This is a genomic window from Nitrococcus mobilis Nb-231, assembly GCF_000153205.1.
In the GTDB taxonomy this organism is placed as follows: Bacteria; Pseudomonadota; Gammaproteobacteria; order Nitrococcales; family Nitrococcaceae; genus Nitrococcus; species Nitrococcus mobilis.
The window spans coordinates 606,055-628,275 of sequence record NZ_CH672427.1 but is presented as its reverse complement, the minus strand read 5'-3'; the positions used below and the strand labels follow the sequence as shown (position 1 = coordinate 628,275).

Sequence of the window (22,221 nt, the reverse complement as noted above, 5' to 3'; positions counted from 1 at the left end):
AGGCAAACTAACATAAGGCTTCGTTGAGCGCCGAGAGCATCAATCATGAGTTATGAACGCGACAACATCCGCCGGATGAGCGGTTACACACCCGGTGAGCAGCCAGATAATCTACAGGCGGTCAAGCTCAATACCAACGAGAACCCTTATCCGCCCCCTGAACCCGTGTTGGCCTCCTTACAGGCCATCACCGGCGAGCATCTTAGGCGGTACCCCCCTCCTACAAGCGCGGCCTTGCGTGAAGCCGCGGCCGCGCTGCACAACGTAACCGCGCAAAATATCGTCACGACCAACGGTGGCGATGAGTTGCTCCGACTCGCCATCACTACGTTCGTCGAGCCTGGCGAACCCATCGGCATCGCCCATCCCAGCTACAGCCTCTACCCCGTCCTCGCCGCCATTAACGGCTCGCCGATCGTGCGCGTCCCGCTGGATGAGGCCTGGCGACCGCCCTCTGACTTTGCTACCCAGCTAAACCGGGCGGGAGTCAATCTCACCTTCTTGGTAAACCCACACGCGCCCTCGGGTACTCTGCTCGACGTTGAGACAATCTCAAGCATTGCCCGGGCGTTGCAGGGTGTGCTGCTCGTCGATGAGGCTTACGTGGATTTTGTCGACCCGGCGTGTGGCCATGACCTAATCGCACTGATTCACGAGCACGATAATTTGCTCGTTTTGCGCACATTCAGCAAAGGATACTCCCTTGCCGGCCTGCGGCTTGGCTACGGTATCGGTGCAGCTGGCCTGATCGATCCCATCGCCACCAAGACCCGGGACAGTTACAACCTCGATGTTATAGCGCAATACGTTGGCTTGGCTGCCCTCGCCCACCGTGAGTATGCGGCACAAACCTGGGAAGCAGTGCGTGGGGAACGGGCACGCTTGGCGGCAACGCTCGACAAGTTAGGACTCGCCTGCGTGCCGAGCGAGTCCAATTTTTTGCTTGCCCGAGTACCGGATACGCTCGGCGGCGGCGCGAGTGCGCTATATCAAGCCTTGAAAGCCCGTGCAATTTTTGTACGCCATTTCGATCAACCTCGGCTTGATGATCAGCTACGGATTACGGTCGGGACACCGCCGGAGAACGAAACCCTGCTGGATGCCTTACACGACTTGCTCGACCGCTAAACGATAGAATCGCCCTATTGCGATGACCAAGTTATACAAAATAGTCCTTACTGCCTATATTCGTGCAACCAATAGTATTGCATTTTTACCAACACTGATTACGTTGGTGTTTTTCAATTTCTCACTTACTTTACTATTTTTTGATAGGCTAGGGTTTGACGCTCTTATAAAACAAAACATACCATCTATGATCGCTCATAATGCCGATAGCGCGAGGAGCATATTAGGCACACTAGGCGCCGGGATAATAAGTTTAACCGTGTTCAGTTTTTCGATGGTAATGATTGTAATAAATCAGGCGTCTTCCAGCTTTTCTCCAAGAGTTATTCCCGGCTTGCTAAGTAAAAAATCACACCAATTAGTTCTTGGGGTTTATGTAGGTACCATCGTTTATACAACTGTTCTTTTGGGATATTTTGGCAACTCAAATGACCATTCGGCACTTCTTGGAATCGCTGTTGTATTTAGCATTCTTTTTTCCATTGCATGCCTTATTTTATTCATCTATTTTATTCATTCAATATCTAAATCAATCCAAGTAGACAATATCACAAAAAATATTTTCACTATAACCTTGCGGCAAATTGAAAAAAATAAAAATAACGTTGAAACTTATCCTGGTTATTCAAAACCAGACACTTCAAAATGGTTTGTTCTTGCTGGTGCATCCGAAGGTTATTTGCAAAATATAAATTATTCGCCGCTTGTTGCATTAGCCAAAGATAATGATATTGTTATTGATATTTTAATCCCCAAAGGAGAATTCCTTTTAAAAAATTATCCGTTGTGCAAAATAAACAAAGATGTTTCCGATGATAAATCAATAAAAAATGCGCTGCTGGATTGTTTTATAACTTACCCGGGCGAATATATAGAGGAACACTACATCTATGGTTTTAAGCAAATTTCAGAGATTGCGGCTAAAGCATTAAGCCCTGGCATAAACGATCCCGGGACAGCTCTTCACGCAATCGATCTTTTAACCATGCTATATTTAGCCCAGATGGAGATACATGAAGCTGGGTATCTATTCGACGATCACGGACGGTTGCGTGTAATTAAAAATTTAATATCCTTTGATGAGCTACTGTATAGATATTTATCACCAATCAGGATATACGGTAAAGCCGACGTTATTGTGCTTGCTCGATTACTGGAATGTCTTAATAAATTATTGTACGCCGATATTCATGGGGAGCACACGGATCACCTAATCGCTTATTTAAGAGTAATAATCGAAGATGCACGAGAGACGATAACAAATAATGTTGATAGAAAAAAAATAAATAAACTAATTGAAAAAATAAACGGGTTAATCGATAAAAATGAATTATTATACTATATTTAATAAATATATTTTTTTGTAGTATAACTCACGCCTAAGAATCAGGGTAATCTCAACATCCAAGGCTCACAATAGTTTATAACCGTTTTATAAATATTCGATATGGGCTTCAAACAATGTTCGAATTTCGATAGGGGCGGGGCCGGCATATGCCAGCCTCAACCCCTATCGATGCGAAGTGTGGTTTTTAGGTCTCTAGCAATGAAAGTTGCAGCCGAGCAGGACAAACGTTCCGTCACGATTACCCTGCACGATCCGCAATGCGGTCACTCCAATTAAGCTTTATTCTCGAAATCAGAGACTTGCCGATCGGCTTCTTCCTTGCTTATCCCATACTTTTCTTGAATTTTACCGACCAATACTTCTCTATGGCCATCAACCTGATCGAGCTCATCATTGGTCAGTTTGCCCCATTGAACCTGAGCCTTTCCTTTGAACTGCTTCCAATTGCCTTTGATTTGATCCCAGTTCATAACTAATCTCCTTGTATTAGGAATGCTTCCCATTCACGCTGAGTTTGTCAACGCAATTATATTGACACTGGATTAGAAAGGTAGTTCACGGCGACTGTTTGCTTTCGTTTTTTTGAGCGAGACGCGTGCGAACCATCGCCCGAGGCGACGCCACGCCAGCTTGATCTAGAAGTGTGAGCGCGCGCGACCCATCGCCTCACTGAGGCGCTCCCATGCTTGGTCTGCCCCTGCTTTGATGTCATTCCAAGCCGATTCACTGGAGTGACCGATGTCTGTCAAGGTCGTTGTTGCGGGCTTGAAACCTGGCGATCTGAGTGATATTGCCCGCGGCATTGTCTGATAAATAATATTGAAGGGCCGCATCGCAGGTGACGCGCGTTGGTGCACGCACGCGGAAGTTGCCATCGATCACGCCTTTGCGATCTCGTTCCGGCACGATATTAACGACAAAGTGCCGGTTCTTCCGCGCGCTCTTTACGATAGCATGACCTACGAAATCGCTATTCGGAGCCCCGATACCATGAGCACCGCCCAGCTTCAGATCGACCACCAAGCATATGAGTCAGAGCTCGTAGAAGGAACGGCCGGCAACCCTGGAGTCGATATTCGCACCCTTCGTGCCCGCACCGGGGCCGTCACCTACGACCCGGGACTGGCGAATACGGCCGCCTGCCGAAGTGCAATTACCTACATCGACGGCAAGAACAGCGAACTCCTCTATCGGGGTTACCCGATCTCGCAACTGGCAACGAACTGCACTTTCCCTGAGGTTTGTTATCTGTTGCTTTACGGTGAGTTGCCAAACCGCGGTCAAAAACAACAGTTTTCCGTGGATCTGACCTACCACACCCTACTCCATGAAGACATGAAGAAGTTCTTCGAGGGTTTTCCGGCCTCGGCCCATCCTATGGCCATCCTCTCGTCGATGATCTCATCCTTGTCGGCCTACTACCCGGAGACCGGCGAGCGCAATGAGGCAGAACTCAACACCCGGCGGTTGCTCGCCAAAGCCAAGACCATTGCTGCCTTTGCCTACAAGAAATCCCTCGGTCAGCCCTTCGTCTACCCGCGCAACGATCTGAGCTACGCGGCCAACCTTCTGCACATGCTGTTTGCCGTGCCCTCCGAACCCTACGAAGTATTGCCGGTGAGCGAAAAGGCCTTAGACATGCTGCTCATCCTCCACGCTGATCACGAGCAGAACTGCAGCACCTCGACCGTACGCGCCGTCGCAAGCTCGCAGGCAAATCTCTACGCCAGCATCTCAGCCGGAGTGAATGCGCTTTGGGGACCGTTGCACGGCGGAGCAAACCAGGCTGTGGTCGAGATGCTCGAGCAGATCCATGCAGACGGCGGCCACCATCAGAAATACGTCGACAAAGCCAAAGATCGGGATGATCCCTTCCGACTGATGGGCTTTGGGCATCGAGTCTACAAAAGCTACGATCCTCGCGCGCACATCGTCAAAGAAACCTGTGATCGTCTGCTCGACGATTTGGGCATAGACGATCCGTTGCTGGAGTTAGCACGCAAACTCGAGGAAACGGCCCTGCGAGACGATTTCTTCACCGAGCGCGGCCTCTATCCCAATGTGGACTTCTACAGCGGAGTGATGTATCGCGCGCTGGGCATTCCGACGGTGATGTTCCCGCTGATGTTCGCCCTCGGGCGTCTGCCGGGATGGATCTCCCACTTCCGGGAACTGCGCGAAGACGCCGAGAGCCGAATCTGGCGGCCACGCCAGATCTACACCGGCCCTCACCGCCGCGAGTTCGTACCGATCGAGCAACGACCATAAACCTCGTGGCGCCTTACCCGAACCTCTGCCTGGCTGGAGGGCAGAGATTCGAGCCACCCGGGACTCAAAGGACGGCAGAGCGAGTTTACAAACTGCGCTCCAGTTAAGGTTCAGAGGATCTGATCTTGGCCTTTATAGCTCTCACCGACGTGGAATTCATCTACGCTGAAGGACTCAATATGAGCGAGGACGTAAAACGCCAGTCCCTGCGGTGGGCGCAAGCAGAAATTACCGCCCAGCTCGAAACGCTGGCCGCGCCGGCTGCGGCTTGAGCGGACGCTCACATAGACCCACACCAAACCGACAGGAGAAGATCATGGGATTATTGGTAGACGGACAATGGCAGGATCAATGGTACGACACCAAGCGCACCGGCGGTCGCTTCCAGCGCTCTAAGAGCCGATTCCGCAACTGGGTGACCGCCGGCGGCGCACCCGGCCCCCGCGGCACGGGTGGCTTCGAAGCGCAGCCTGGGCGCTATCACCTGTATGTCTCCTACGCCTGCCCCTGGGCGCACCGGACCCTGATCATGCGTGCCTGGAAAGGGCTGGAGGAGCACATCGGCGTATCCGTGGTGCATCCGCTGATGCTGGAAAACGGCTGGGAGCTGCGCGAGGATTTCGACGGCGCCAGCGGCGATGCGCTCTACGGGCTGCGCAAACTCTACGAGCTCTACCTAAAGGCGGACGACCGCTACAGCGGCCGCGTGACCGTGCCGGTGCTGTGGGACAAGCAGCGCGAGACCATCGTCAACAACGAGTCGGCGGAGATCATCCGCATGCTCAACAGCGCCTTCGATGATTCGGGCGCCAATGCGGGCGACTATTACCCTGCGGATCTGCGCGAGTCCATCGATGCGATCAACGAGACCGTTTATCACAATGTCAACAACGGGGTGTACAAGGCCGGTTTCGCCACCAGCCAGGATGCCTATGACGAGGCGGTAACGGCCCTGTTCGACGCCCTGGAGACGCTGGAGGAGCGCCTCGACAAGAGTCGCTACCTCGTGGGCAACACCCTGACCGAAGCGGATCTGCGCCTGTGGACCACCCTGGTGCGCTTCGATCCCGTCTACGTGACCCATTTTAAATGCGACCGCAAGCGCATCCGCGACTACCCGAATCTCGATGGGCTGCTACGGGACATCTACCAGTTGCCCGGCGTGGCGGAGACGGTGCATATGGACCACATCCGCAACCACTACTTCCGCAGCCACCCGACGGTGAACCCCAACGGCATCGTCTCAATCGGCCCGGCGCTGAATTTATCCGCCCCCCACGGCCGCGACCGCCTGGGCGAGCGCGTGATCTGCAGTGCCTGACCCATAGTGGCGAGCGGCGCGCCACAAGGGCACGGGCTTCAGGACACGATCAACCCTTTGCATAGGCCAGTACCAGCGAAAGGGCTACCGCTTGCAAGCGCTTGTCTCGTGTCCACAACTGCGTCGCGCCACTCAATATCACCGCGGCCAGCAAATGGGCATCCACATAGCCAATGCCCCGACCCATCAGCGCGTGGCGTTCGATGAAGAACAGCACCTCGTCATCCGTCGCGATCGCTACCCGCGGAAGATCCTTGAGCAGGGCCAGCACCTCGTTGCGATTGCGCAAGTTGCCGCAGGCCAGCTCACCCAGCACAAATGGGTGCATCAGCACCCGGCTGTTATTCAGCAGAGTGATTAGTTCCGCGTCACCGACACGCAGATGATCGATCCAGACCGACGTATCGACTAGGGATCATGCCGGGTCGGATTGCCGCCGGACCACCGGCTCCAGTTGCGGTTCACTGCCACCGAGTCGCGCCAGCCGCCGGGCGCTCTCACGCTCAATCAGCGCGCGCAGCCCCTCCCGCACTAGGGTGGCCTTCTCGGTTATACCGGTAATGCGCCGGGCTTCGTCCAGTAACTGATCATCGATATTCAGGGTCGTACGCATGGGAGCACCTCATTCAGCAGCATCACACATTAAAAAATGGCTCAATATGGATTCTGGTCAGCTACGTCAGCAGGAGTCCCAAGAGAGGCTGGGGAAGCCCTTTGCCGCGAATCCGGGCGTTGTGCACGAACTCGAAGAAGCCCAGATACAAAGGCAGCTTCTCCTGGGAGATACCCCGATGGGGATGTAGCCAGGAGCGCAGCAGTGACCAAAAGCCCTCGATCGTGTTGACGTGGACCTCATGAAACCCGTCGCCGTCCTCATCGCGCGCATACTTGCCGTGGCTATGGCAGACCGTGCGGTGCGCATAGCCTCAATCGGTCAGCCGGTTGTAGATGCCATACTCGTCGGTGTAGATCTGGTGCCGGGTTCGATGGCGGCCCGTAGCAGCGGGGCGATCGTGGCCTGCTGAACATTCTCCAGCAGGTGGATGATCACCTCGCCGCCGCGCTGGAGCATCCCCAAGATCGGCGGCTTCTCACCCGCCAGTGTCCCCCGCCCGCGGGCGCCCTTGAATCGGCGTCGGCGGCCCTTACGGCCTTTTTTTGACCGCCTCGGGGTGGCCTTTATGGCCCGCCACGACGCACACTTCGTCGCATTCGACCTCCCCAGACAAGCTCGGCTCGGGCTTACGCGCAACGACGCCCTGGCGCAGCTGACGGGTCATGGCGTGCACGTCGTCCTTGTTCAACCCCAGCTCCTGGGCAATCTGTTGGTTGGACAGATTCAAGCCCATGAAATACAAGCACAAAATTCACACCCGCAAGGGCTTATGATCGCCGGAAAAAAACCGTCCCGGTCAGATCGTCAAAGTACCGATCACAGCCCTTGCAACGGTACTTCTGCCGCGCCGGCTGGGTCGTATCCCAGCCTTGTTTGATGAGTTGCGCCGAGTCACAGTGGGGCAGCGCACGCTCTCGGGCCAGCGCAACTCGCGCACCGTCTCGTAGCACTTGGTAGCATCAATTAGGTTCTGGAGGTTGATCGTGGCCCGGTATCGTCTCGCTCAGCTCCGGCCAAAAAACGCGAAAGTGTAGCTTCCTCTCCCCTGGATGAGCCAGCCTCCACCAACCTTCCGGAATTCATATTGAGCCATTCCACCGCCCACGCCAGTCGGTGGTGGCCGCGCCCTGTTTGTCCGGCCTACCCGGAATGGCGGAGTTCGGAAGTTATTCGAGATTCCCGCAAGTCAACGGCGCTGATGCCGCGCCGCCCACAGCGTTCATCATCCTGTAACACAGGGCAGATATCGTTCCTCGAATCGAATCGCAACGCAGGTGACGAGGTCATGCAAAACTGGATGCGAGCACTGGCCCTCCATTACGAGCGCATCCGCGCCCGTAACCCCCAGGATTCGCTGCTGATCGTTTTCGATATCGATGGCACGATCCTCGATACGCGCTACCTGCTGCGCTATCTTTTGCAATCCTACGATTACCACCACAACACTCGCCATTGCGCCGGCTTGACATTGGAAGAGCTGGCGATCCACGAGAACCGCCTCCACCGGCTGCTGCAACGTCGCGGCATCGCAGCCGATCAGATCGAGCGCATCGAGGCGTTCTACCGCCGCCACCGCTGGTCTACCAAGGCGGTGCTGGAAGCGCATCGGCCCTACCGCGGCGTGCTGGAAATCATTCGTTGGTTCCAGATGCAGCCGCGCACCGAGGTCGGGCTGAACAGTGGCCGTCCGGAGGGGCTGCGTCTGGCCACGCTGCGTTCTCTAAACGCCTTGGGCGAAGAATACCGAGTCCGTTTCCGCAGTGACCTGCTCCATCTCAATTCGGATCCCGCCGGCCGTGATATCGCCAAGGCAAAAATCGAGGGTATCCATGCGTTTCGCACGGCAGGTTATCGAATCATTGCCGTGGTTGACAACGAACCGGCAAACTTGGCGGCCGTCACCGAGGCCAATCCGGCGGCGGAGATCCTGCCGCTGCACGCCAACACCTTGTTCGAATCGAAACGGATGCTCAGCCCGCAAGGGACGGTACGCGGCCATAGCTACGACATCACGGCACTGATCACCGAGCGCCGGTTGCCCCAGCATGTGCAGTTCGTCTGGAACGGCATCGACAACGAGCGCGAGTTGCAGCGCTTCCTCGCCTCGGAGGTTCACTGGGCGGAGTGCACGGTTCGCCGCCACCCCGTGGACGGCGCGCTTCATACGCGGCAAACCGCCTTGCCGTCGACCCTCTTTGCAACGCATGACCACGCTTTACCGTTGGCTAGGCTGCTCGATACGCTGCGCAACCGCCAGCGCCGACTCCGACTGGATCTCTCCACACAACCGGAGCTGCTTGATGCCACCTTGGAGTTGCTGCGCGGCTACGACGGTCTAGAGCAAGCCGATTTTTGGTTTGCCGGAACCATGGACGGGTTACAGGCAAGCGGCTTCAAGCGTCTTGCCAATGATTTCGTAGGCGCGATCATTGAATGTCGGGCCGATTTTCTAGCGCCATTGACCGTTGCCGCCCCGAACCGGGCCCGGGGCCTCATTGCAATGCTGCAGGACTGGGGCGTTAACCGCTTCGGGGTCGCCTGGAGTGCGCCCCATAAGAGCCGGCTGCTCGATCTCATGGATCGCTGCGCGACCGATGCACATATCATCGGAGTGCCGAATCTGGAAGCTTTCCTGCGAACCAGCCTCCTGCAACCCCGCTCCATCAGCTCGGCATTCGATTTCCAGCTCTGGCAACCGGGCAGCCATCGATACCGCTCGAGCCCGATTCGGCCGATGTCCCAGGCCGCGCCATTTTGATCGGCACTTGCTTGGTTCGGTTGGCCTCAACTGCTGTCGATTTGTGAGGCCGAAATCGAGGTCGAGCGGCTGGAACCTCCAGCCCCGAATCGCCGCATAGCCAGCTTCTCCAATTCCACCAGCACCAACACCGAGCCGCTGACCAACACACTGCGCAGCCAATCCGTAGCAGCCAGCCCGGCGCTACCGAACAGCGCCTGCATACCGCCAAAGTAAGTGAATGCGAGCTGGAACAACACCACCAAAGCGATGGCCCATAGCACGATGCGGTTGCCGGTAAGCCCCGCTCGGTTCAGCACCGGCGCCGTGAGGTAACGGCTGTTGATGAGATAGAACATTTCGAAGAGCACCAGAGTATTGACGGCGATGGTGCGCGCTGTATCGATCGGTGTTCCCTGGCTACGCTCCCACAAAAACAGCCCGAAAGTGCCGACGACCATAAGCAACGCCACATAGGCGGTGCGCCAGGCCATGTAGCGGGTTACCAACGGCTCATTTACGGCACGCGGTGGGCGGGCCATAGCATCGGCTTCGGCCGGCTCGAAGGTCAGCGCCAAGGCCAACGTCACCGCGGTGATCATGTTCACCCACAAGATCTGTACCGCAGTGATCGGCAGCAAAGTGCCCAACGCAATGGCGGCAATCAGCACCAGCGCCTCGGCGGCGCTGGTGGGCAGGATGAACAGAATGGTTTTTTTGAGGTTGTTGTAAATCGTGCGGCCTTCTTCCACGGCCCGCTCGATACTGGCGAAGTTATCGTCGGCTAGCACGATCTCGGCCGCCTCTTTGGCCACCTCGGTGCCTTTAAGGCCCATGGCCACCCCGATGTCGGCCTGCTTCAGGGCGGGCGCATCGTTGACCCCGTCGCCGGTCATCGCCGCCACCTCGCCGCGCGCCTGTAGCGCGCGCACCAAGTATAACTTGTGCGCTGGGCTGACCCGGGCAAAAACATCGATATTCGCTACGGCTTCGCTTAGGGCGGTCTCATCCAAGCCATCCAACTCACTACCGGTCAAGTAGTTGCGACCATCGCCGATACCCATGACCTGGCCGATGGCTGCAGCGGTGACGGCATGATCGCCGGTGATCATCTTGACCCGGATCCCGGCCGCACGGCAGGCGCGCACGGCGGCGATGGCTTCCTCGCGCGGCGGATCGATCAGCCCGACCAGGCCGAGCAGGGTCAGACCGGTCTCGACATCGGCAAAACCGAGCTCGGTCCGCCCGGGTGCGACGGGGCGCACGGCCAGCGCCAGCACGCGCAGCCCCTGGCGAGCGAAGGCGTCGATGCGAGTCTGCCAATAGACGCTATCCAGAGGTTCCTCTCCACCCTGGCCGCGTTGGAACTCGCACATCGCCAGCACCCGCTCCGGCGCGCCTTTGACCAGAATCAGCGCCTCACCGGCAGAAGTGCAGTGCAAGGTTGCCATGAAGCGATGCACAGTATCGAACGGAATAGCATCGAGTCGCGGGCCGCAGCGGCGTTCCTGATCCGGCGCCAAACCGGCCTTTTCGCCCAACACCACTAATGCGGCTTCCATCGGATCGCCACTGAGCTGGACCTGCGCACCCCGTCGGGTAAGCGAGGCATCATTACAGAGCAACGCGGCACGAGCCAGTTCCACAAGATGCGGAGCGGGTTCGACTTGAGTATCGCGGCAGCGGAACTCCCCCCTACCCCCGTAGCCGCTGCCACTCACTTGATAGACTGCATCGGCCATGGCGACCGCTTGCACCATCATCTCGTTGCGGGTCAGAGTGCCAGTCTTGTCCGAGCAGATTACGGTCACCGAACCGAGCGTCTCGACCGCCGGCAGCCGGCGGACGATCGCCCTGTGCCGCGCCATGCGCTGCACCCCCAGTGCCAACGTGATGGTGATAATGGCGGGCAGCCCTTCCGGAATCGCCGCCACCGCCAGTCCCACCGCCACCATGAACAATTCGGCCAGCGTGTAATCGCGCAGCCACCAGCCGAATGTGAAGGTGGCTGCAGCGGCGATCAGGATCAGCGCCGTGAGCCAGCGGCCGAACCGGGCGAGCTTCTGCAGCAGCGGCGTGACCAGCGTCGGCACCTCGGCCAACATGCCACTGATCTGACCCAGTTCGGTAGTAAGGCCGGTGGCCACCACCACCCCGCGGCCGTGGCCGGTCGTCACCAGGGTGCCGGAGAAGGCCAAACAGCGGCGATCGCCGAGCATGGCATCAACGGCTACGGGTTCGATACTCTTATCTACCGGCGCCGATTCACCAGTCAGCGCAGCCTCGTCGATGTGCAGGTTACGCGCGGCCAACAGCCGCAGATCGGCCGGCACCCGGTCACCGGGTTCCTGCAACACCACGTCGCCCGGCACCAACGCCTCGGCCGCCACGGTGACACGCTGACCATCGCGCAATACCGTGGCCTGCGGCAAGACCATGTCACGGATTGCGGCCAGTGCCTGCTCAGCTTTGCCCTCTTGGGTAAAACCGACCAGGGTGTTGATCAACACCACGGCGAAAATCACCCCACTGTCCACCCACTCGCCAAGCAGTAGGGTGACCAAACCAGCCGCCAATAACACGTAGATCAGCACGTTATAGAACTGGATCAGAAAGCGCTTGAGCGGTCTGCGGCGCGGCGCGGCCGGCAGCCGGTTTGAGCCATACTGGTACAAGCGGCGCTCGACCTCGGCTTGACTCAGACCGCCAAGATCGCTCGCGAACTCGGACAAGACCGCTTTGGCCGAACGGGCGTGCCAGTTGGTGTCGGTGACATTCCTAATCATCGACGATACCGCACCAGCCTCGGCGCGGGGACAGAAGCGATATTCAAGCGCCACGCTTTTGTGTTGTGCGGCCGCGCCGCGACGGGTTCGAGTCTTCGTCGCTGCGAGTGGCTTCGAGCTGCTCGCCACAAGCCTCTTGTAGACTATTAGGGCCAGCCCCCAGATGCTGGATATTGCGCGCCGTGCTCTCTAAAAACTGCGGCCCTATTTCAAACCACTTGCCGGTCAGGGTCGGCAATGTCTGAGTCGATGCCTCCGTCATGGTGGTGCTCCGCTGTTTACTCTATGTGGGGGGCAGTTATCTCACATCACCGCGCCACCCCTACGATGGAGCTGAGGTGGGCTTATAGTGTGCTCCGTTCGGACTAAGTGACAGATGATCCCGATCAAGATATTCGACGGAGCAAACTGAACTGCCCCCACCCGCCGACAGTCCAGGCGAACGTGCACAGCGAACAGATGTCGCGTGCAACACATCGTTAGGCATTACGTTTTGTGACACCGCGGCACTTGGGGAAAGTGCTGCATCCCCAAAATTCCTGACCGGCATTGCCCCCCAACTTGGATTTTTGAAGAACCATCGCCGCGCCACATTTAGGACAATCTGGCGCGGCTCCTTTCGGCACCTCTGACGCCAGAGTGATTGTTTTTCGGTGTTGCACTTTAGCTGCTTCGGGTGCGCTGCGTGGACCAGCATTAGCTCGCAGCCGCTCCATCGCTTCTACTCGCGATGCATGGGCAGCCGCTTTTGTTGTTGGTGATTTTTTACGTGAAATGGCTCCCTCAATTTGGCGCCTGATGTCGGTGATCGCGGATCGGGTCTTGCCCTTGGTTAACACAAGGAACACCGCGCCCCCGACGATGACGATAACGATTACTGCCAAAAGTAGTGTGTTCATCTTTTCAATCCCCAACGGAGTGGCGATAAGCGGCCCATTGGGAGCCGAGTTCGATGATGCGGCGCGTCCCACTGCAATTGAGCGAAGGGGCTAAAACGGGTTGCAGCCATGTTAAATAGTCGATTGGCTTCATGGCTTGAGTACACCGCCCTGCGGTGCGCACGTCCGGTCCAGGCGCCGTGTTATGCGACATGGACCTTCACCACTTCGCCGTACGAATGAGGCTCGTACGAATGAAACTCGGGGGACGGGTTCGCCTTGTTCCTCGAGCCCCTACAAATAAGATTCGATTGCCTCTCAAATGAGCTGAAGCGCCTCTTCCCGGGTCTCCCAGTAGCCATATATAAAAATAAAATCAAATAGATATAACCGAAACCTCGCAGGACCTTCCTCTACAATCACAGTCAGTATAGTGCATAGCAGTTCACCTGGGCATGGCGCCATTGGACCACAGCAACGCCGCCACCAATGACTGGTTCGCCAACGCAGGCTCTCGAGGCCTGGCATTCAACCTGTCCTCTACGGTAGCCGCCATAGCGGAAGCGAACACGGCCGCGCTATGTCTCATGAGCTTGGGCGCTATCGCTCTGCTGACAATGCGGCGACGCGCGGACGTCAAAGTTGATGCCCGCATGGGCCGATTGCAGGCGAGCGCCGCCTTGCGTTGGCACCGGCCTGGGGCTCTATAAGTGCCAAATAGGGCGAGGCACTACACTAGAGCTATGACATCTTATATCCCGCCTCTCGCTGACTCCTTATCGCCAGCACAAAGACGGTTTCAATCTCGGCACATAGCGATAGAGGGCCACATAACCCCGCGATTGCCGACCGATCACCAATTTCCGTGTCTCATCACGGGCTGGCCATCCCAGCAATGGGTTATATTTCAGCACCGAGATAGCCTGGAGTATCTCCTCGATGCGCGCAGGCGCATCGGCCACTTCGTATTCAAACAGATGATCCAGTATGCGATCAAAATCGTCGGCAACCGCCGGCGCCAGCTCGATCCGCGTCATCTCGCGGCAATGGCTCAGCGGACAAACTTGCGAGTAGCCGGGCGGGTCGGCTTCTTTCCAGCGAGTCGCTCCTCTAGATAGGCCTGCATCTCCGACCAAGGGATCGTCTTACCCGATGCAAGGATCTCGGCATACCGTTGTTCCGCGGTGTCGTAGAAATCATTACGCCGCTCTTCGGCCTCCACACGTTCTGTTACGGCAGCGAGGATGAGCGCATGAGAAGTCATACCGGCATGTTCCGCAGCACGTGCAACGCGGTCTTTCAGGTCTTCGGGTAAGCGGATGGTCGTCGTAGGCATGGTGCAATCTCTTGGGGTGCCACTATTGATGCAATCTGTAGCACAATTGTGCTACGCATCGTTACAATCGTTACATAGGTGGCGTTGGCACGCATGCGGCCTTCGAAGGCAAACGTTAAACCCTACAGGCCTCGCTCCAACTGAACGGCATTAGCCGGCCATCGCCCGGGCCGGATTGAGCCACGGGCCATCAAGCGGTGCAACAAACCCTTTCCGCTACTACCAATATGGTAGGGCTTTACGCGACAGCCTATTCTGGCGTTGGGCTATACAGCTGCGAACAGTACTGCGCAACGCTTTCCTCCCAGCGGAAGCGCGCCGCCTTGGCCGCCCGTGACAAGCGTTGCCAGAACTCGGGTTCGTGTCGATGAGTGCTCATTGCCCGGTCAAACTTGGCCAACAGATTGTCGGCCTGTTCCTGCGGGTTTTCGCCGCCAAAAACAAAGCCATTGACTTCATCGCTGACCGTATCCCTCAGGCCACCCACGCCGTGCACCAGGCACGGCTGACCGGACCGCATGGCCAACATCTGACTGATTCCGCACGGTTCAAAGGAACTGGACATGAGGAACAGGTCGCCCGCTGCGTACATCGCGTTGGCCAGCCGCTCGGAATAACCATTCAGGAAGAGAAAATTCGAGTGCAGCGCACTGGTCTTTGTCAGGAACGACTCCAGCTCCGGGGCCCCGGTACCGAGAAATACGTACAGTCCACGATCGCCGAGCGATTGCAGCAGGGCTTCGAGTGTCGTCGTGCCGTCTTCCAGCGTCTGCTGCAACAAGCCAACCTTTTGTCCGGTGATACGGCTGACGCTGGTGATCAATACCTCGGGCTCGCTGCGCGTTGACCACTCGCCCAGGCGTTTTTGGGCAACCAGGTGCGTCGATGCGACGGTGGCTCGACCGGCGACCCAAACCAGCAGCTCGGCATCGGCCATCGCCAACAATGTGCGGCGGCCGGTCGTCTCGGCGGCGGCAGGGTACTCGCAGCCATTCAAAATCCCGTGTAGGCGCCCCTGATCGGCGGCATTCCGTAGATCTGCTTCCAGACCCTCGCCACCGTAGTAGCCGCGCTCCTCGATTGCGCTGGGATGGAGGATTTCCTGGGCATAGGTAGGCGATACCGTGTGAACGGCATCGGCCAGGCGTATGGCGGTGGCCGTCGGATTCACACAATCGGGCCAGCGCGTATCCTGTAGAATGCTTCGATCCACCTTCAGATCCGGAAACCAGGCATCGAGTGACGACCAGTGACCGGCAAACGGGCGCACGCCCTGCAGCGCCAGGTTGTGGATTGTGTAGACGGTCCTGAGCGACTGCAGCGATTGAAACTGGGGGGCAAACCGCCGCAACACGAGCAGCCAGGCCGCATGCCAATCGTGCAGATGCAGCACGTCGAGCGGACCGAAGCGACCGTTAAGGATCGCCGCCCCGACCCCGGCACAGAACAGGGCGAACTTGCTTGCGTCCGTCGCAAACGGTGTGCCGGTTGGGTCATCGTTGTAGATGCCGCCAGTGGCTGTAAACAATGGATGGTCCAGGACCCAATGCCGCACGCCCTCAGGGTTCCGGTCGGCGCTGATGTCCACGAGCAGAAGTCTTTCCAGCCCGGCGCGGAACGGCACGCTGACCTCGAATTGCGACGCCCCTCGCGCGCGACCGACGACATCGGCGAACGAGGGCGTGACAACCTGAACCAGGCACCCCGCTTTTGCCAGGGCCGGCGACGCATCGCGGATGACATCGCCAATGCCGCCGACCTTTCCGCCGGGAAACGTACCGTTCTCGGCGGCAACCATCAGAATGCTATGCATGCCGTGCGTTCACTCCGATAGTCCGGTCAGGCGCATCTTCAAGTGATGACGTCGGGCCGGCTGCGCCCCGTGTGGGCGCTGATGCCGGCAATTTCATTGGCATTGGCGATTAGCTTCGCCAGCGCGGTTTGTGAGGATTGGTCGTGCGCGCCTGCATGCGGCTCGTAGCGTTCCATGTAGACCCGCAACGTGGCGCCTTCGGTACCCGTTCCAGATAAGCGGTAGACGATCCGATCCCCTGATTCAAAGCCGATGCGAATTCCCTGGTTCGTGCTGATGCTGCCTTCCACCGGATCGGTGTAGCTGAAATCGTCAGCTGTCTTCACGGTTTCGGAACCCATCCGTTGACCAGGCAATGCCGCCAGTTCATTGCGCAGCCGACTTAGCATGGCCTCGGCGTTGGCGGCGTCCAGGCCTTCGTAATCGTGACGCGTGAAAAAGTTTCGACCGAATTTTCCCCAGTGCTGGCGAACGATCTCCTCGGCCGACTGCATCCTCGCAGCGAGCAGGTTGAGCCAGAACAGAACCGCCCAGAGGCCATCCTTTTCACGCGCGTGGTTGGAGCCGGTACCGAAGCTTTCTTCGCCGCACAAGGTAATTCTGCCGGCATCCAGCAGATTGCCGAAGAATTTCCACCCCGTGGGGGTCTCGTAACAGGGTATTGCCAGATGATCGGCGACCCGATCGACGGCAGCGCTGGTGGGCATCGAACGTGCGACGCCGGAAAGTCCTGTAGCGTATCCGGGGACCAGGTGGGCATTGGCCGCCAGCACGGCCAGACTGTCACCCGGATTGATGTAGAAATTCGGCCCCAGCACCATGTTGCGATCGCCGTCACCGTCAGACGCTGCGGCAAATTTCGGCGGTGCGGTGCCGTTCATCATCGCGACCAGCTCGCGGGCGTGAATCAGATTCGGATCCGGGTGGCCACCGCCGAAATCCGGCAGCGGCTCACCGCGGATCACGGTGCCTGCAGGAGCGCCCAGACGCTGCTCGAGGATCTCGCGTGCATAGGGGCCGGTGACCGCACTCATTGCATCGAAGCACATGCTGAACTGCCCGTCGGCGAACAGATCCTTGATTCGATCGAAGTCGAACAGCGTCTCCATCAGATCGGCGTAGTCCGCGACCGGATCTACGATTTCGATCTCGAGGTTTCCGACCCGGCAGATGCCGGTGTGATCGAGATCGACGTCGGCGTGATCGATCGTCAGATAGCGGTCGATTTGCGTGCTGCGTTGATAGATCGCGTTGGTCAGTTTCTCGGGGGCCGGCCCGCCGTTGTCGATGTTGTACTTGATCCCGAAATCTTCCTCGGGTCCAGCGGCATTGTGGCTTGCCGAAAGGACGATGCCACCGAAAGCGCGGTGCTTTCTGATCAGACAGGAAACAGCCGGTGTCGACAACAGTCCGTCCCGACCCGTAATGATGCGCCCAAATCCGTTGGCTGCCGCGATTCTGAGAATGATCTGCAAGGCTTCACGATTATGGTAGCGCCCGTCGCCCCCGAGGATCAGCGTCTGACCTGCAAAACCCTCGAGTGAATCGAATATCGACTGAACGAAGTTCTCGAGGTAATGCGGCGCCTGGAAGACTTTTACTTTCTTCCGCAAGCCCGACGTACCGGGCCGTTGATCGGAAAACGGCGATGTCTCGACGATCCTGACGGGCATATCACCATGGCTCCCAGGGTGGTGTTGTCTCGAAGCTCCCGGCGCAATCGGGTCAAGCGGTCGCATCCGCTTTCTGGCCGAGCATTTTCGGCGTCACCAGCACGATACCGTTGTCGGTAACACGGAAGCGTTTCGCGTCTGCCTCGTGATCCTCACCGAGGACCGTGCCCTCCGGCAGGCGGCAGCCTCGATCGATGACCGCCCGCTTGATACGGCAGTGCCGACCAATCTCCACTTCCGGCAAGACCACGGATTGTTCGATCCGAGAATAGGAGTGCACCCGGACCTGCGAGAACAACAATGAGTATCGGACCTCGGCACCGGAAATCACGCAGCCGCCCGAGACGATGGAATCCAGGGCCTTGCCCTCGCGACCGGAGTCCTGGAAAACGAACTTGGCCGACGGGAGCTGGCGCTGATAGGTCTGAATTGGCCAGCCCTGATCGTAGAGGTTCAGCTCCGGCGTGATCGACACAAGCTCCATGTTGGCCTCCCAGAACGCGTCCACCGTGCCGACATCACGCCAATAGGGTTGCTCGCCGGATTCGGGATCACGAAAGGGATAGGCGTATATCCGGTACCGCTCGATAGCCCCGGGGATAATATTATGGCCGAAGTCGTGGGCAGAGCTCGATTCCCCGGCATCTTTCTCGAGCTGCTCGTACAGGAACTCGGTATTGAAAACGTAGTTGCCCATCGAAGCGAGGGCCTTGTCCGGAATTCCCGGCTGAGGTGAGGGGTTGGCGGGTTTCTCGTCGAAACCGATTACCCTCTGATCTTTGTCGACGCTCATCACACCGAATCCTCGGGCATCTTCTAGCGAGACGTCGACGCAGGCTACGGTCATGTGGGCGTCTTTTTTCACGTGGTAGGCCAGCAACGCGCCGTAGTCCATCTTATAGATGTGGTCGCCCGACAGGACCAGCACGTACTTCGGCTTCATGGTGCGGATGATATCGAGGTTCTGATAAATCGCATCGGCGGTGCCGGCATACCACTCGCCGGTCGTGCGCTGGGAGGCCGGCAAGATCTCGACGAATTCACCGAGCGTGGTATGGAACGAGCCCCAGCCGTTTACCAAGTGACGAATGAGCGAATGCGCCTTGTACTGGGTGAGCACACCAATACGCCGGATGCCCGAATTGACACAGTTCGACAGCGGAAAGTCGATAATGCGGAACTTGCCACCAAAATATACCGCCGGCTTTGCACGCGAGTCAGTCAGCTCGTATAACCTCGAGCCCCTGCCTCCGGCCAGCACCAGCGCCAGCGTGTCGCGGGTCAATCGGCTGACGAAACGTATATTGTTCGGTCGCATGGTGGTTCCCTCGCGTGCCTTTGGGTCGGTGATGGGTCGTTCAAAGCGCCGTTAGGGCAGTCACTTCATAATATCTGCGTTTGCTGCCCCGGTGGCGAGTGTTGAATCGACTGGGAACGCCGGGGGCGTCAGGCGCCAGATTTGGGCGTTGTATTCGGCGATCGTGCGATCGGAGGCGAACCGACCTGCCGCCGCTGTATTGAGAATGCTCATCCGCGTCCATCGCTCCTGGTCGACGAAGGCTTTGGCCACCGCGTGCTGGGTGTCGACGTAGGAGCGGAAATCGGCTGCCGTCACCCAGGGATCCGTCGGGCTACGAATGCCCTGCAGCAAGGCATTCGGTACGAGATTCTGGTCAGGATGAAAGTGCCCTGCCTCCAGAAGACGCATGACCTGCCGAAAATCATTGTCGGATTCGATCAGCCCATTGGGCTCGTAATCGTTCTGCGTCGCGAGAACCTGTTCGGCGGTCAGACCGAACAGGAAGAAATTCTCCTCGCCCACCTCCTCCAGAATCTCTATGTTGGCTCCGTCCAGCGTGCCGATCGTGACCGCGCCGTTGAGCATTAGCTTCATATTGCCCGTGCCGGATGCTTCCTTGCCCGCAGTGGAGATCTGTTCCGACAGATCCGCCCCCGGACAGATGGTTTCCATGGAGCTGACCCGGTAGTTGGGCAGGAACACCAGCTTCAGAAGACCGGCGGCATCCGCATCGCGATTAACGACGTCGGCCACCGCGTTAATAAGGGCGATGATCTGCTTGGCGGCGACATAGCCAGGCGCCGCCTTACCGCCAATCAACACACACCGCGGAACCATGCCGTCGGTGTCGCCGCGCTTTATGCGGTCGTAGAGATGAACCACATGGAGCAGGTTCAAAAGCTGTCGCTTGTATTCGTGAATCCGTTTCACCTGAACATCGAACAGGGCGTGCAAGGGGAACTCGACACCGCATTCGGTGGCTACCAGAGCGGCGAGCTTTCGTTTGTTCTGCTGCTTGATGTCGCGCCAGCGGCGGCCAAAGGAGGCATCGTCCGCCAACCCCTTCAGATCACGGAGCTTGTCGGCGTCGGTCCTCCATCCCGGGCCGATCGAGTCATCGATCAAACGACTCAGCGGCGCATTGCAGTTGGCGAGCCAGCGGCGGACAGTAACGCCGTTGGTCTTGTTATTGATACGCGTCGGCCACAGCTCGGAGAAATCCTTGAACAAACCTTGTCTTAGAAGCGTCGTGTGCAAGGCCGCGACACCGTTGACAGAGAAACTGCCGACGACCGCAAGATGCGCCATGCGGACCTGGGGAGGGTCGCCGTCTTCGAAGATCGAAAGCCGTCGCTGCCGCTCGAGATCGCCGGGCCAGCGGGCGGACACCTGCTCCAGGAACCGGCCGTTGATGGTTTCGATGATTTCCAGTAGACGGGGCAACAGCCGCGCGAACATCGTCACCGGCCATCTCTCCAGCGCCTCCGGCAGCAGGGTATGGTTGGTATAGGCGAGGCTGCGCGTCGTCAACTTCCAGGCATCGTCCCATTCCAGGCCGTGCTCATCGATAAGCAGTCGCATGAGCTCGGCGACGGCGCAGCTGGGATGAGTATCGTTCATCTGAAAGCAGTTGTCGTCCGGGAAACGAGCGAAGTCCCCGCCGCCGTGCTCGTGCCTCCAGCGCTCCAGGGCGTCTTGCAAACTGGCGGATGCCAGGAAGTATTGCTGCCGTAAACGCAGCTCTTTGCCGTTCTCGCTCGCGTCGTTCGGATAGAGCACCATCGAGATATGCTCGGCTTCGTTCTTACTGGCGACGGATTCCGGATAGCGGCCCGCATTGAATTCGCCGAGCTGGAATTCGTTGGTCGCGGCCGCCTTCCACAGCCTCAGGGTGTTGACCGTGTCGTTCCGGTAACCCGGTATGGGCACGTCGTAGGGGATAGCCAGGACGTCGCGAGTGTCGACAAGGCGCTTATGTAAGCGTCCGTGCGCGTCACTGAACGTGTCCACGCGGCCGCCAAAACGGATCCGACGGGTGTATTCGGGGCGCTCTATTTCCCAGATATTGCCGTCCTGTAGCCAGTGATCCGGCTCCTCGACTTGTTCACCGCTCTCGATCTCCTGACGAAACATGCCGTATTCGTATCGAATGCCGTAGCCCGTCACGGGCAATCCGAGCGTTGCACAACTATCGAGGAAGCATGCAGCGAGACGGCCGAGCCCGCCGTTGCCCAAACCAGCGTCGTGCTCGACGGATTCGATGTCCTCGAGCGTTTGTCCATGCCGCATCAACACCGTGGTGAGGGCACCCTTTAGGCCAAGATTGAGGCTGCAATTGGACAGCGCGCGGCCAAGCAGGAATTCCATGGACAGGTAGTAGGCGCGTTTCGAGCCGCTGGTTCGGTACCGGCGTTCCGTCTCTCGCCAGCGTTCCATGAGGCGGTCACGCACGGCCAGGGCGAGCGCTTGATAGCAGTGGCTGCGGCTGAAATGCAACTCGTCGCGGCCGAGCGTTTGCACGTAGTGCCGACAGAGATCCCGGGCGAGGCCATCTTCGTCCATGGCTAACGGTGGCGGCGTTACACAAAATGGCGTGATTCCACGCATGTCCAACTTCCTCAAAACAATAGGCGGGTAAAACAAGTAGGGGTCAAAGCCAGTCGGGTAGAACGGTCCAGATCCAAACCCACGGGTCGCCGGGCAAGGACTGGAGCAGCTAACGGCTGCGGGTATCACCACCCGCCACGGGCTAATGGCAGAACAGGCGCAAACCCTGAATCCCGGCTTTTTCAAGCGCATGCTCACCGGCCTACCCTACTTACGCTGCAAGCTCGCCATGAGCCTAGACGGACGCACGGCGATGGCCTCCGGTGAGAGTCGCTGGATCACGGCCGCCGCGGCACGAGGCGATGTCCATCATTTACAGGCCCGCAGCGACGCCCTACTCACCGGGCACGGTACCGTCCTGGCCGATGACCCCCAACTGACCGCTCGTGATGTGGACACTTCTTGGGATC

22 protein-coding genes and 3 pseudogenes are annotated in these 22,221 nt (G+C 58.2%); 8 read left to right on the top strand and 17 right to left on the bottom strand.

Features of this window, described 5'->3' with window-relative positions; translation table 11 throughout:
* Nucleotides 1–45: 45 nt before the first annotated feature.
* Together hisC and NB231_RS17370 are read left to right on the top strand one after the other, a co-directional pair.
* A complete protein-coding gene (gene hisC, locus NB231_RS02915) occupies nucleotides 46–1,128 on the top strand; it encodes a histidinol-phosphate transaminase (protein ID WP_004999631.1) in 1,083 nt (360 codons plus the stop codon).
* A gap of 22 nt (nucleotides 1,129–1,150) precedes the next feature.
* Entirely contained in the window at nucleotides 1,151–2,476 is a 1,326-nt protein-coding gene (locus tag NB231_RS17370; RefSeq protein WP_084766214.1) for a DUF2254 domain-containing protein, read from the top strand.
* Between the two features lie 272 nt (nucleotides 2,477–2,748).
* On the opposite strand, the gene NB231_RS02905 is transcribed toward NB231_RS17370, so the two are convergent.
* From NB231_RS02905 to NB231_RS19360, 3 genes are all read right to left on the bottom strand, one after another.
* Nucleotides 2,749–2,946 carry a CsbD family protein gene (locus NB231_RS02905; RefSeq protein WP_004999628.1) on the bottom strand — a complete coding sequence of 66 codons (198 nt, stop codon included), beginning with the start codon at nucleotides 2,944–2,946 and terminating at the stop codon, nucleotides 2,749–2,751.
* A gap of 165 nt (nucleotides 2,947–3,111) precedes the next feature.
* Nucleotides 3,112–3,279 carry a sll1863 family stress response protein gene (locus NB231_RS20410; protein WP_456299408.1) on the bottom strand — a complete coding sequence of 56 codons (168 nt, stop codon included), beginning with the start codon at nucleotides 3,277–3,279 and terminating at the stop codon, nucleotides 3,112–3,114.
* Nucleotides 3,200–3,496, bottom strand: coding sequence for a hypothetical protein (locus tag NB231_RS19360; RefSeq protein WP_232210374.1), 297 nt, complete (start codon nucleotides 3,494–3,496; stop codon nucleotides 3,200–3,202). Before NB231_RS19360 ends, NB231_RS20410 begins: the two co-directional genes overlap by 80 nt.
* On the opposite strand from NB231_RS19360, the gene NB231_RS02900 reads away from it, so the two are divergent.
* Nucleotides 3,467–4,744, top strand: a complete 1,278-nt coding sequence (locus NB231_RS02900; RefSeq protein ID WP_040662987.1) for a citrate synthase — start codon at nucleotides 3,467–3,469, stop codon at nucleotides 4,742–4,744. The genes NB231_RS19360 and NB231_RS02900 overlap by 30 nt on opposite strands.
* Nucleotides 4,745–4,854: 110 nt before the next feature.
* Here the strand turns inward: NB231_RS02900 and NB231_RS18235 are convergent, their stop codons facing one another.
* Nucleotides 4,855–5,028, bottom strand: coding sequence for a hypothetical protein (locus NB231_RS18235; RefSeq protein ID WP_156776877.1), 174 nt, complete (start codon nucleotides 5,026–5,028; stop codon nucleotides 4,855–4,857).
* 32 nt (nucleotides 5,029–5,060) lie between these two features.
* Between NB231_RS18235 and NB231_RS02895 the strand changes: the two genes are divergently transcribed.
* A complete protein-coding gene (locus NB231_RS02895; RefSeq protein WP_004999625.1) occupies nucleotides 5,061–6,065 on the top strand; it encodes a glutathione S-transferase family protein in 1,005 nt (334 codons plus the stop codon).
* Between the two features lie 49 nt (nucleotides 6,066–6,114).
* Here NB231_RS02895 and NB231_RS02890 read toward each other — a convergent pair.
* The 3 genes and pseudogenes from NB231_RS02890 to NB231_RS20230 form a co-directional block, all read right to left on the bottom strand.
* Nucleotides 6,115–6,465, bottom strand: a pseudogene (locus NB231_RS02890) (type II toxin-antitoxin system VapC family toxin); the annotation flags it as partial.
* A gap of 15 nt (nucleotides 6,466–6,480) precedes the next feature.
* Complete coding sequence (locus tag NB231_RS02885) at nucleotides 6,481–6,678, bottom strand: type II toxin-antitoxin system VapB family antitoxin (RefSeq protein WP_004999623.1); 198 nt, start codon at nucleotides 6,676–6,678, stop codon at nucleotides 6,481–6,483.
* Between the two features lie 61 nt (nucleotides 6,679–6,739).
* Nucleotides 6,740–6,973, bottom strand: a pseudogene (locus NB231_RS20230) (IS1595 family transposase); the annotation flags it as partial.
* Between NB231_RS20230 and NB231_RS19350 the strand changes: the two are divergent.
* Nucleotides 6,920–7,090: a hypothetical protein gene (locus NB231_RS19350; protein ID WP_004999619.1), complete on the top strand. Its 171-nt coding sequence runs from the start codon at nucleotides 6,920–6,922 to the stop codon at nucleotides 7,088–7,090. The pseudogene NB231_RS20230 and the gene NB231_RS19350 overlap by 54 nt on opposite strands.
* A 120-nt stretch (nucleotides 7,091–7,210) precedes the next feature.
* Here NB231_RS19350 and NB231_RS19345 read toward each other — a convergent pair whose 3' ends face one another.
* The gene (locus NB231_RS19345; RefSeq protein ID WP_232210373.1) at nucleotides 7,211–7,429 is read right to left on the bottom strand and encodes a hypothetical protein; all 219 of its coding nucleotides are present in this window, start codon (nucleotides 7,427–7,429) and stop codon (nucleotides 7,211–7,213) included.
* A 537-nt stretch (nucleotides 7,430–7,966) separates the two neighbouring features.
* On the opposite strand from NB231_RS19345, the gene NB231_RS16600 reads away from it, so the two are divergent.
* Nucleotides 7,967–9,439 (top strand): HAD family hydrolase, encoded by a 1,473-nt coding sequence (locus NB231_RS16600; protein ID WP_004999617.1) that lies wholly within the window; start codon nucleotides 7,967–7,969, stop codon nucleotides 9,437–9,439.
* 26 nt (nucleotides 9,440–9,465) lie between these two features.
* On the opposite strand, the gene NB231_RS02860 is transcribed toward NB231_RS16600, so the two are convergent.
* The 3 genes from NB231_RS02860 to NB231_RS20225 all read right to left on the bottom strand — a co-directional run bounded on the left by NB231_RS02860 (nucleotide 9,466) and on the right by NB231_RS20225 (nucleotide 13,103).
* The gene (locus tag NB231_RS02860) at nucleotides 9,466–12,204 is read right to left on the bottom strand and encodes a cation-transporting P-type ATPase (protein WP_004999614.1); all 2,739 of its coding nucleotides are present in this window, start codon (nucleotides 12,202–12,204) and stop codon (nucleotides 9,466–9,468) included.
* A gap of 43 nt (nucleotides 12,205–12,247) precedes the next feature.
* A complete protein-coding gene (locus NB231_RS02855) occupies nucleotides 12,248–12,466 on the bottom strand; it encodes a hypothetical protein (protein ID WP_040661660.1) in 219 nt (72 codons plus the stop codon).
* 217 nt (nucleotides 12,467–12,683) lie between these two features.
* Nucleotides 12,684–13,103, bottom strand: coding sequence for a topoisomerase DNA-binding C4 zinc finger domain-containing protein (locus NB231_RS20225; protein WP_084766213.1), 420 nt, complete (start codon nucleotides 13,101–13,103; stop codon nucleotides 12,684–12,686).
* A gap of 434 nt (nucleotides 13,104–13,537) precedes the next feature.
* On the opposite strand from NB231_RS20225, the gene NB231_RS02845 reads away from it, so the two are divergent.
* Complete coding sequence (locus NB231_RS02845; protein ID WP_004999612.1) at nucleotides 13,538–13,792, top strand: hypothetical protein; 255 nt, start codon at nucleotides 13,538–13,540, stop codon at nucleotides 13,790–13,792.
* Nucleotides 13,793–13,858: 66 nt separating this feature from the next.
* Here NB231_RS02845 and NB231_RS02840 read toward each other — a convergent pair whose 3' ends face one another.
* From NB231_RS02840 to NB231_RS02815, 6 genes are all read right to left on the bottom strand, one after another.
* Entirely contained in the window at nucleotides 13,859–14,119 is a 261-nt protein-coding gene (locus tag NB231_RS02840; RefSeq protein WP_004999611.1) for a type II toxin-antitoxin system RelE/ParE family toxin, read from the bottom strand.
* A gap of 14 nt (nucleotides 14,120–14,133) precedes the next feature.
* Complete coding sequence (locus NB231_RS02835) at nucleotides 14,134–14,418, bottom strand: CopG family ribbon-helix-helix protein (RefSeq protein ID WP_004999610.1); 285 nt, start codon at nucleotides 14,416–14,418, stop codon at nucleotides 14,134–14,136.
* 250 nt (nucleotides 14,419–14,668) lie between these two features.
* Entirely contained in the window at nucleotides 14,669–16,231 is a 1,563-nt protein-coding gene (locus NB231_RS02830) for a glycogen synthase (protein ID WP_004999609.1), read from the bottom strand.
* Between the two features lie 38 nt (nucleotides 16,232–16,269).
* Complete coding sequence (locus NB231_RS02825) at nucleotides 16,270–17,904, bottom strand: alpha-D-glucose phosphate-specific phosphoglucomutase (RefSeq protein ID WP_004999608.1); 1,635 nt, start codon at nucleotides 17,902–17,904, stop codon at nucleotides 16,270–16,272.
* A gap of 52 nt (nucleotides 17,905–17,956) precedes the next feature.
* Nucleotides 17,957–19,222 carry a glucose-1-phosphate adenylyltransferase gene (glgC, locus tag NB231_RS02820; RefSeq protein WP_004999606.1) on the bottom strand — a complete coding sequence of 422 codons (1,266 nt, stop codon included), beginning with the start codon at nucleotides 19,220–19,222 and terminating at the stop codon, nucleotides 17,957–17,959.
* Between the two features lie 60 nt (nucleotides 19,223–19,282).
* Entirely contained in the window at nucleotides 19,283–21,811 is a 2,529-nt protein-coding gene (locus tag NB231_RS02815; RefSeq protein WP_040661658.1) for a glycogen/starch/alpha-glucan phosphorylase, read from the bottom strand.
* Nucleotides 21,812–21,881: 70 nt separating this feature from the next.
* Between NB231_RS02815 and NB231_RS02810 the strand changes: the two are divergent.
* Nucleotides 21,882–22,221, top strand: a pseudogene (locus tag NB231_RS02810) (bifunctional diaminohydroxyphosphoribosylaminopyrimidine deaminase/5-amino-6-(5-phosphoribosylamino)uracil reductase RibD); the annotation flags it as partial.

What these genes read in the sequence shown, in the direction of transcription:
- hisC (WP_004999631.1), top strand. Translation starts at nt 46, where the DNA reads ATGAGTTATGAACGCGACAACATCCGCCGGATGAGCGGTTACACACCC.
- NB231_RS17370 (WP_084766214.1), top strand. Translation starts at nt 1,151, where the DNA reads ATGACCAAGTTATACAAAATAGTCCTTACTGCCTATATTCGTGCAACC.
- NB231_RS02905 (WP_004999628.1), bottom strand. Translation starts at nt 2,946, where the DNA reads ATGAACTGGGATCAAATCAAAGGCAATTGGAAGCAGTTCAAAGGAAAG.
- NB231_RS20410 (WP_456299408.1), bottom strand. Translation starts at nt 3,279, where the DNA reads ATGCCGCGGGCAATATCACTCAGATCGCCAGGTTTCAAGCCCGCAACA.
- NB231_RS02900 (WP_040662987.1), top strand. Translation starts at nt 3,467, where the DNA reads ATGAGCACCGCCCAGCTTCAGATCGACCACCAAGCATATGAGTCAGAG.
- NB231_RS02895 (WP_004999625.1), top strand. Translation starts at nt 5,061, where the DNA reads ATGGGATTATTGGTAGACGGACAATGGCAGGATCAATGGTACGACACC.
- NB231_RS02885 (WP_004999623.1), bottom strand. Translation starts at nt 6,678, where the DNA reads ATGCGTACGACCCTGAATATCGATGATCAGTTACTGGACGAAGCCCGG.
- NB231_RS19350 (WP_004999619.1), top strand. Translation starts at nt 6,920, where the DNA reads ATGAAACCCGTCGCCGTCCTCATCGCGCGCATACTTGCCGTGGCTATG.
- NB231_RS16600 (WP_004999617.1), top strand. Translation starts at nt 7,967, where the DNA reads ATGCAAAACTGGATGCGAGCACTGGCCCTCCATTACGAGCGCATCCGC.
- NB231_RS02860 (WP_004999614.1), bottom strand. Translation starts at nt 12,204, where the DNA reads ATGATTAGGAATGTCACCGACACCAACTGGCACGCCCGTTCGGCCAAA.
- NB231_RS02855 (WP_040661660.1), bottom strand. Translation starts at nt 12,466, where the DNA reads ATGACGGAGGCATCGACTCAGACATTGCCGACCCTGACCGGCAAGTGG.
- NB231_RS20225 (WP_084766213.1), bottom strand. Translation starts at nt 13,103, where the DNA reads ATGAACACACTACTTTTGGCAGTAATCGTTATCGTCATCGTCGGGGGC.
- NB231_RS02845 (WP_004999612.1), top strand. Translation starts at nt 13,538, where the DNA reads ATGGCGCCATTGGACCACAGCAACGCCGCCACCAATGACTGGTTCGCC.
- NB231_RS02840 (WP_004999611.1), bottom strand. Translation starts at nt 14,119, where the DNA reads ATGACGCGGATCGAGCTGGCGCCGGCGGTTGCCGACGATTTTGATCGC.
- NB231_RS02835 (WP_004999610.1), bottom strand. Translation starts at nt 14,418, where the DNA reads ATGCCTACGACGACCATCCGCTTACCCGAAGACCTGAAAGACCGCGTT.
- NB231_RS02830 (WP_004999609.1), bottom strand. Translation starts at nt 16,231, where the DNA reads ATGCATAGCATTCTGATGGTTGCCGCCGAGAACGGTACGTTTCCCGGC.
- NB231_RS02825 (WP_004999608.1), bottom strand. Translation starts at nt 17,904, where the DNA reads ATGCCCGTCAGGATCGTCGAGACATCGCCGTTTTCCGATCAACGGCCC.
- glgC (WP_004999606.1), bottom strand. Translation starts at nt 19,222, where the DNA reads ATGCGACCGAACAATATACGTTTCGTCAGCCGATTGACCCGCGACACG.
- NB231_RS02815 (WP_040661658.1), bottom strand. Translation starts at nt 21,811, where the DNA reads ATGCGTGGAATCACGCCATTTTGTGTAACGCCGCCACCGTTAGCCATG.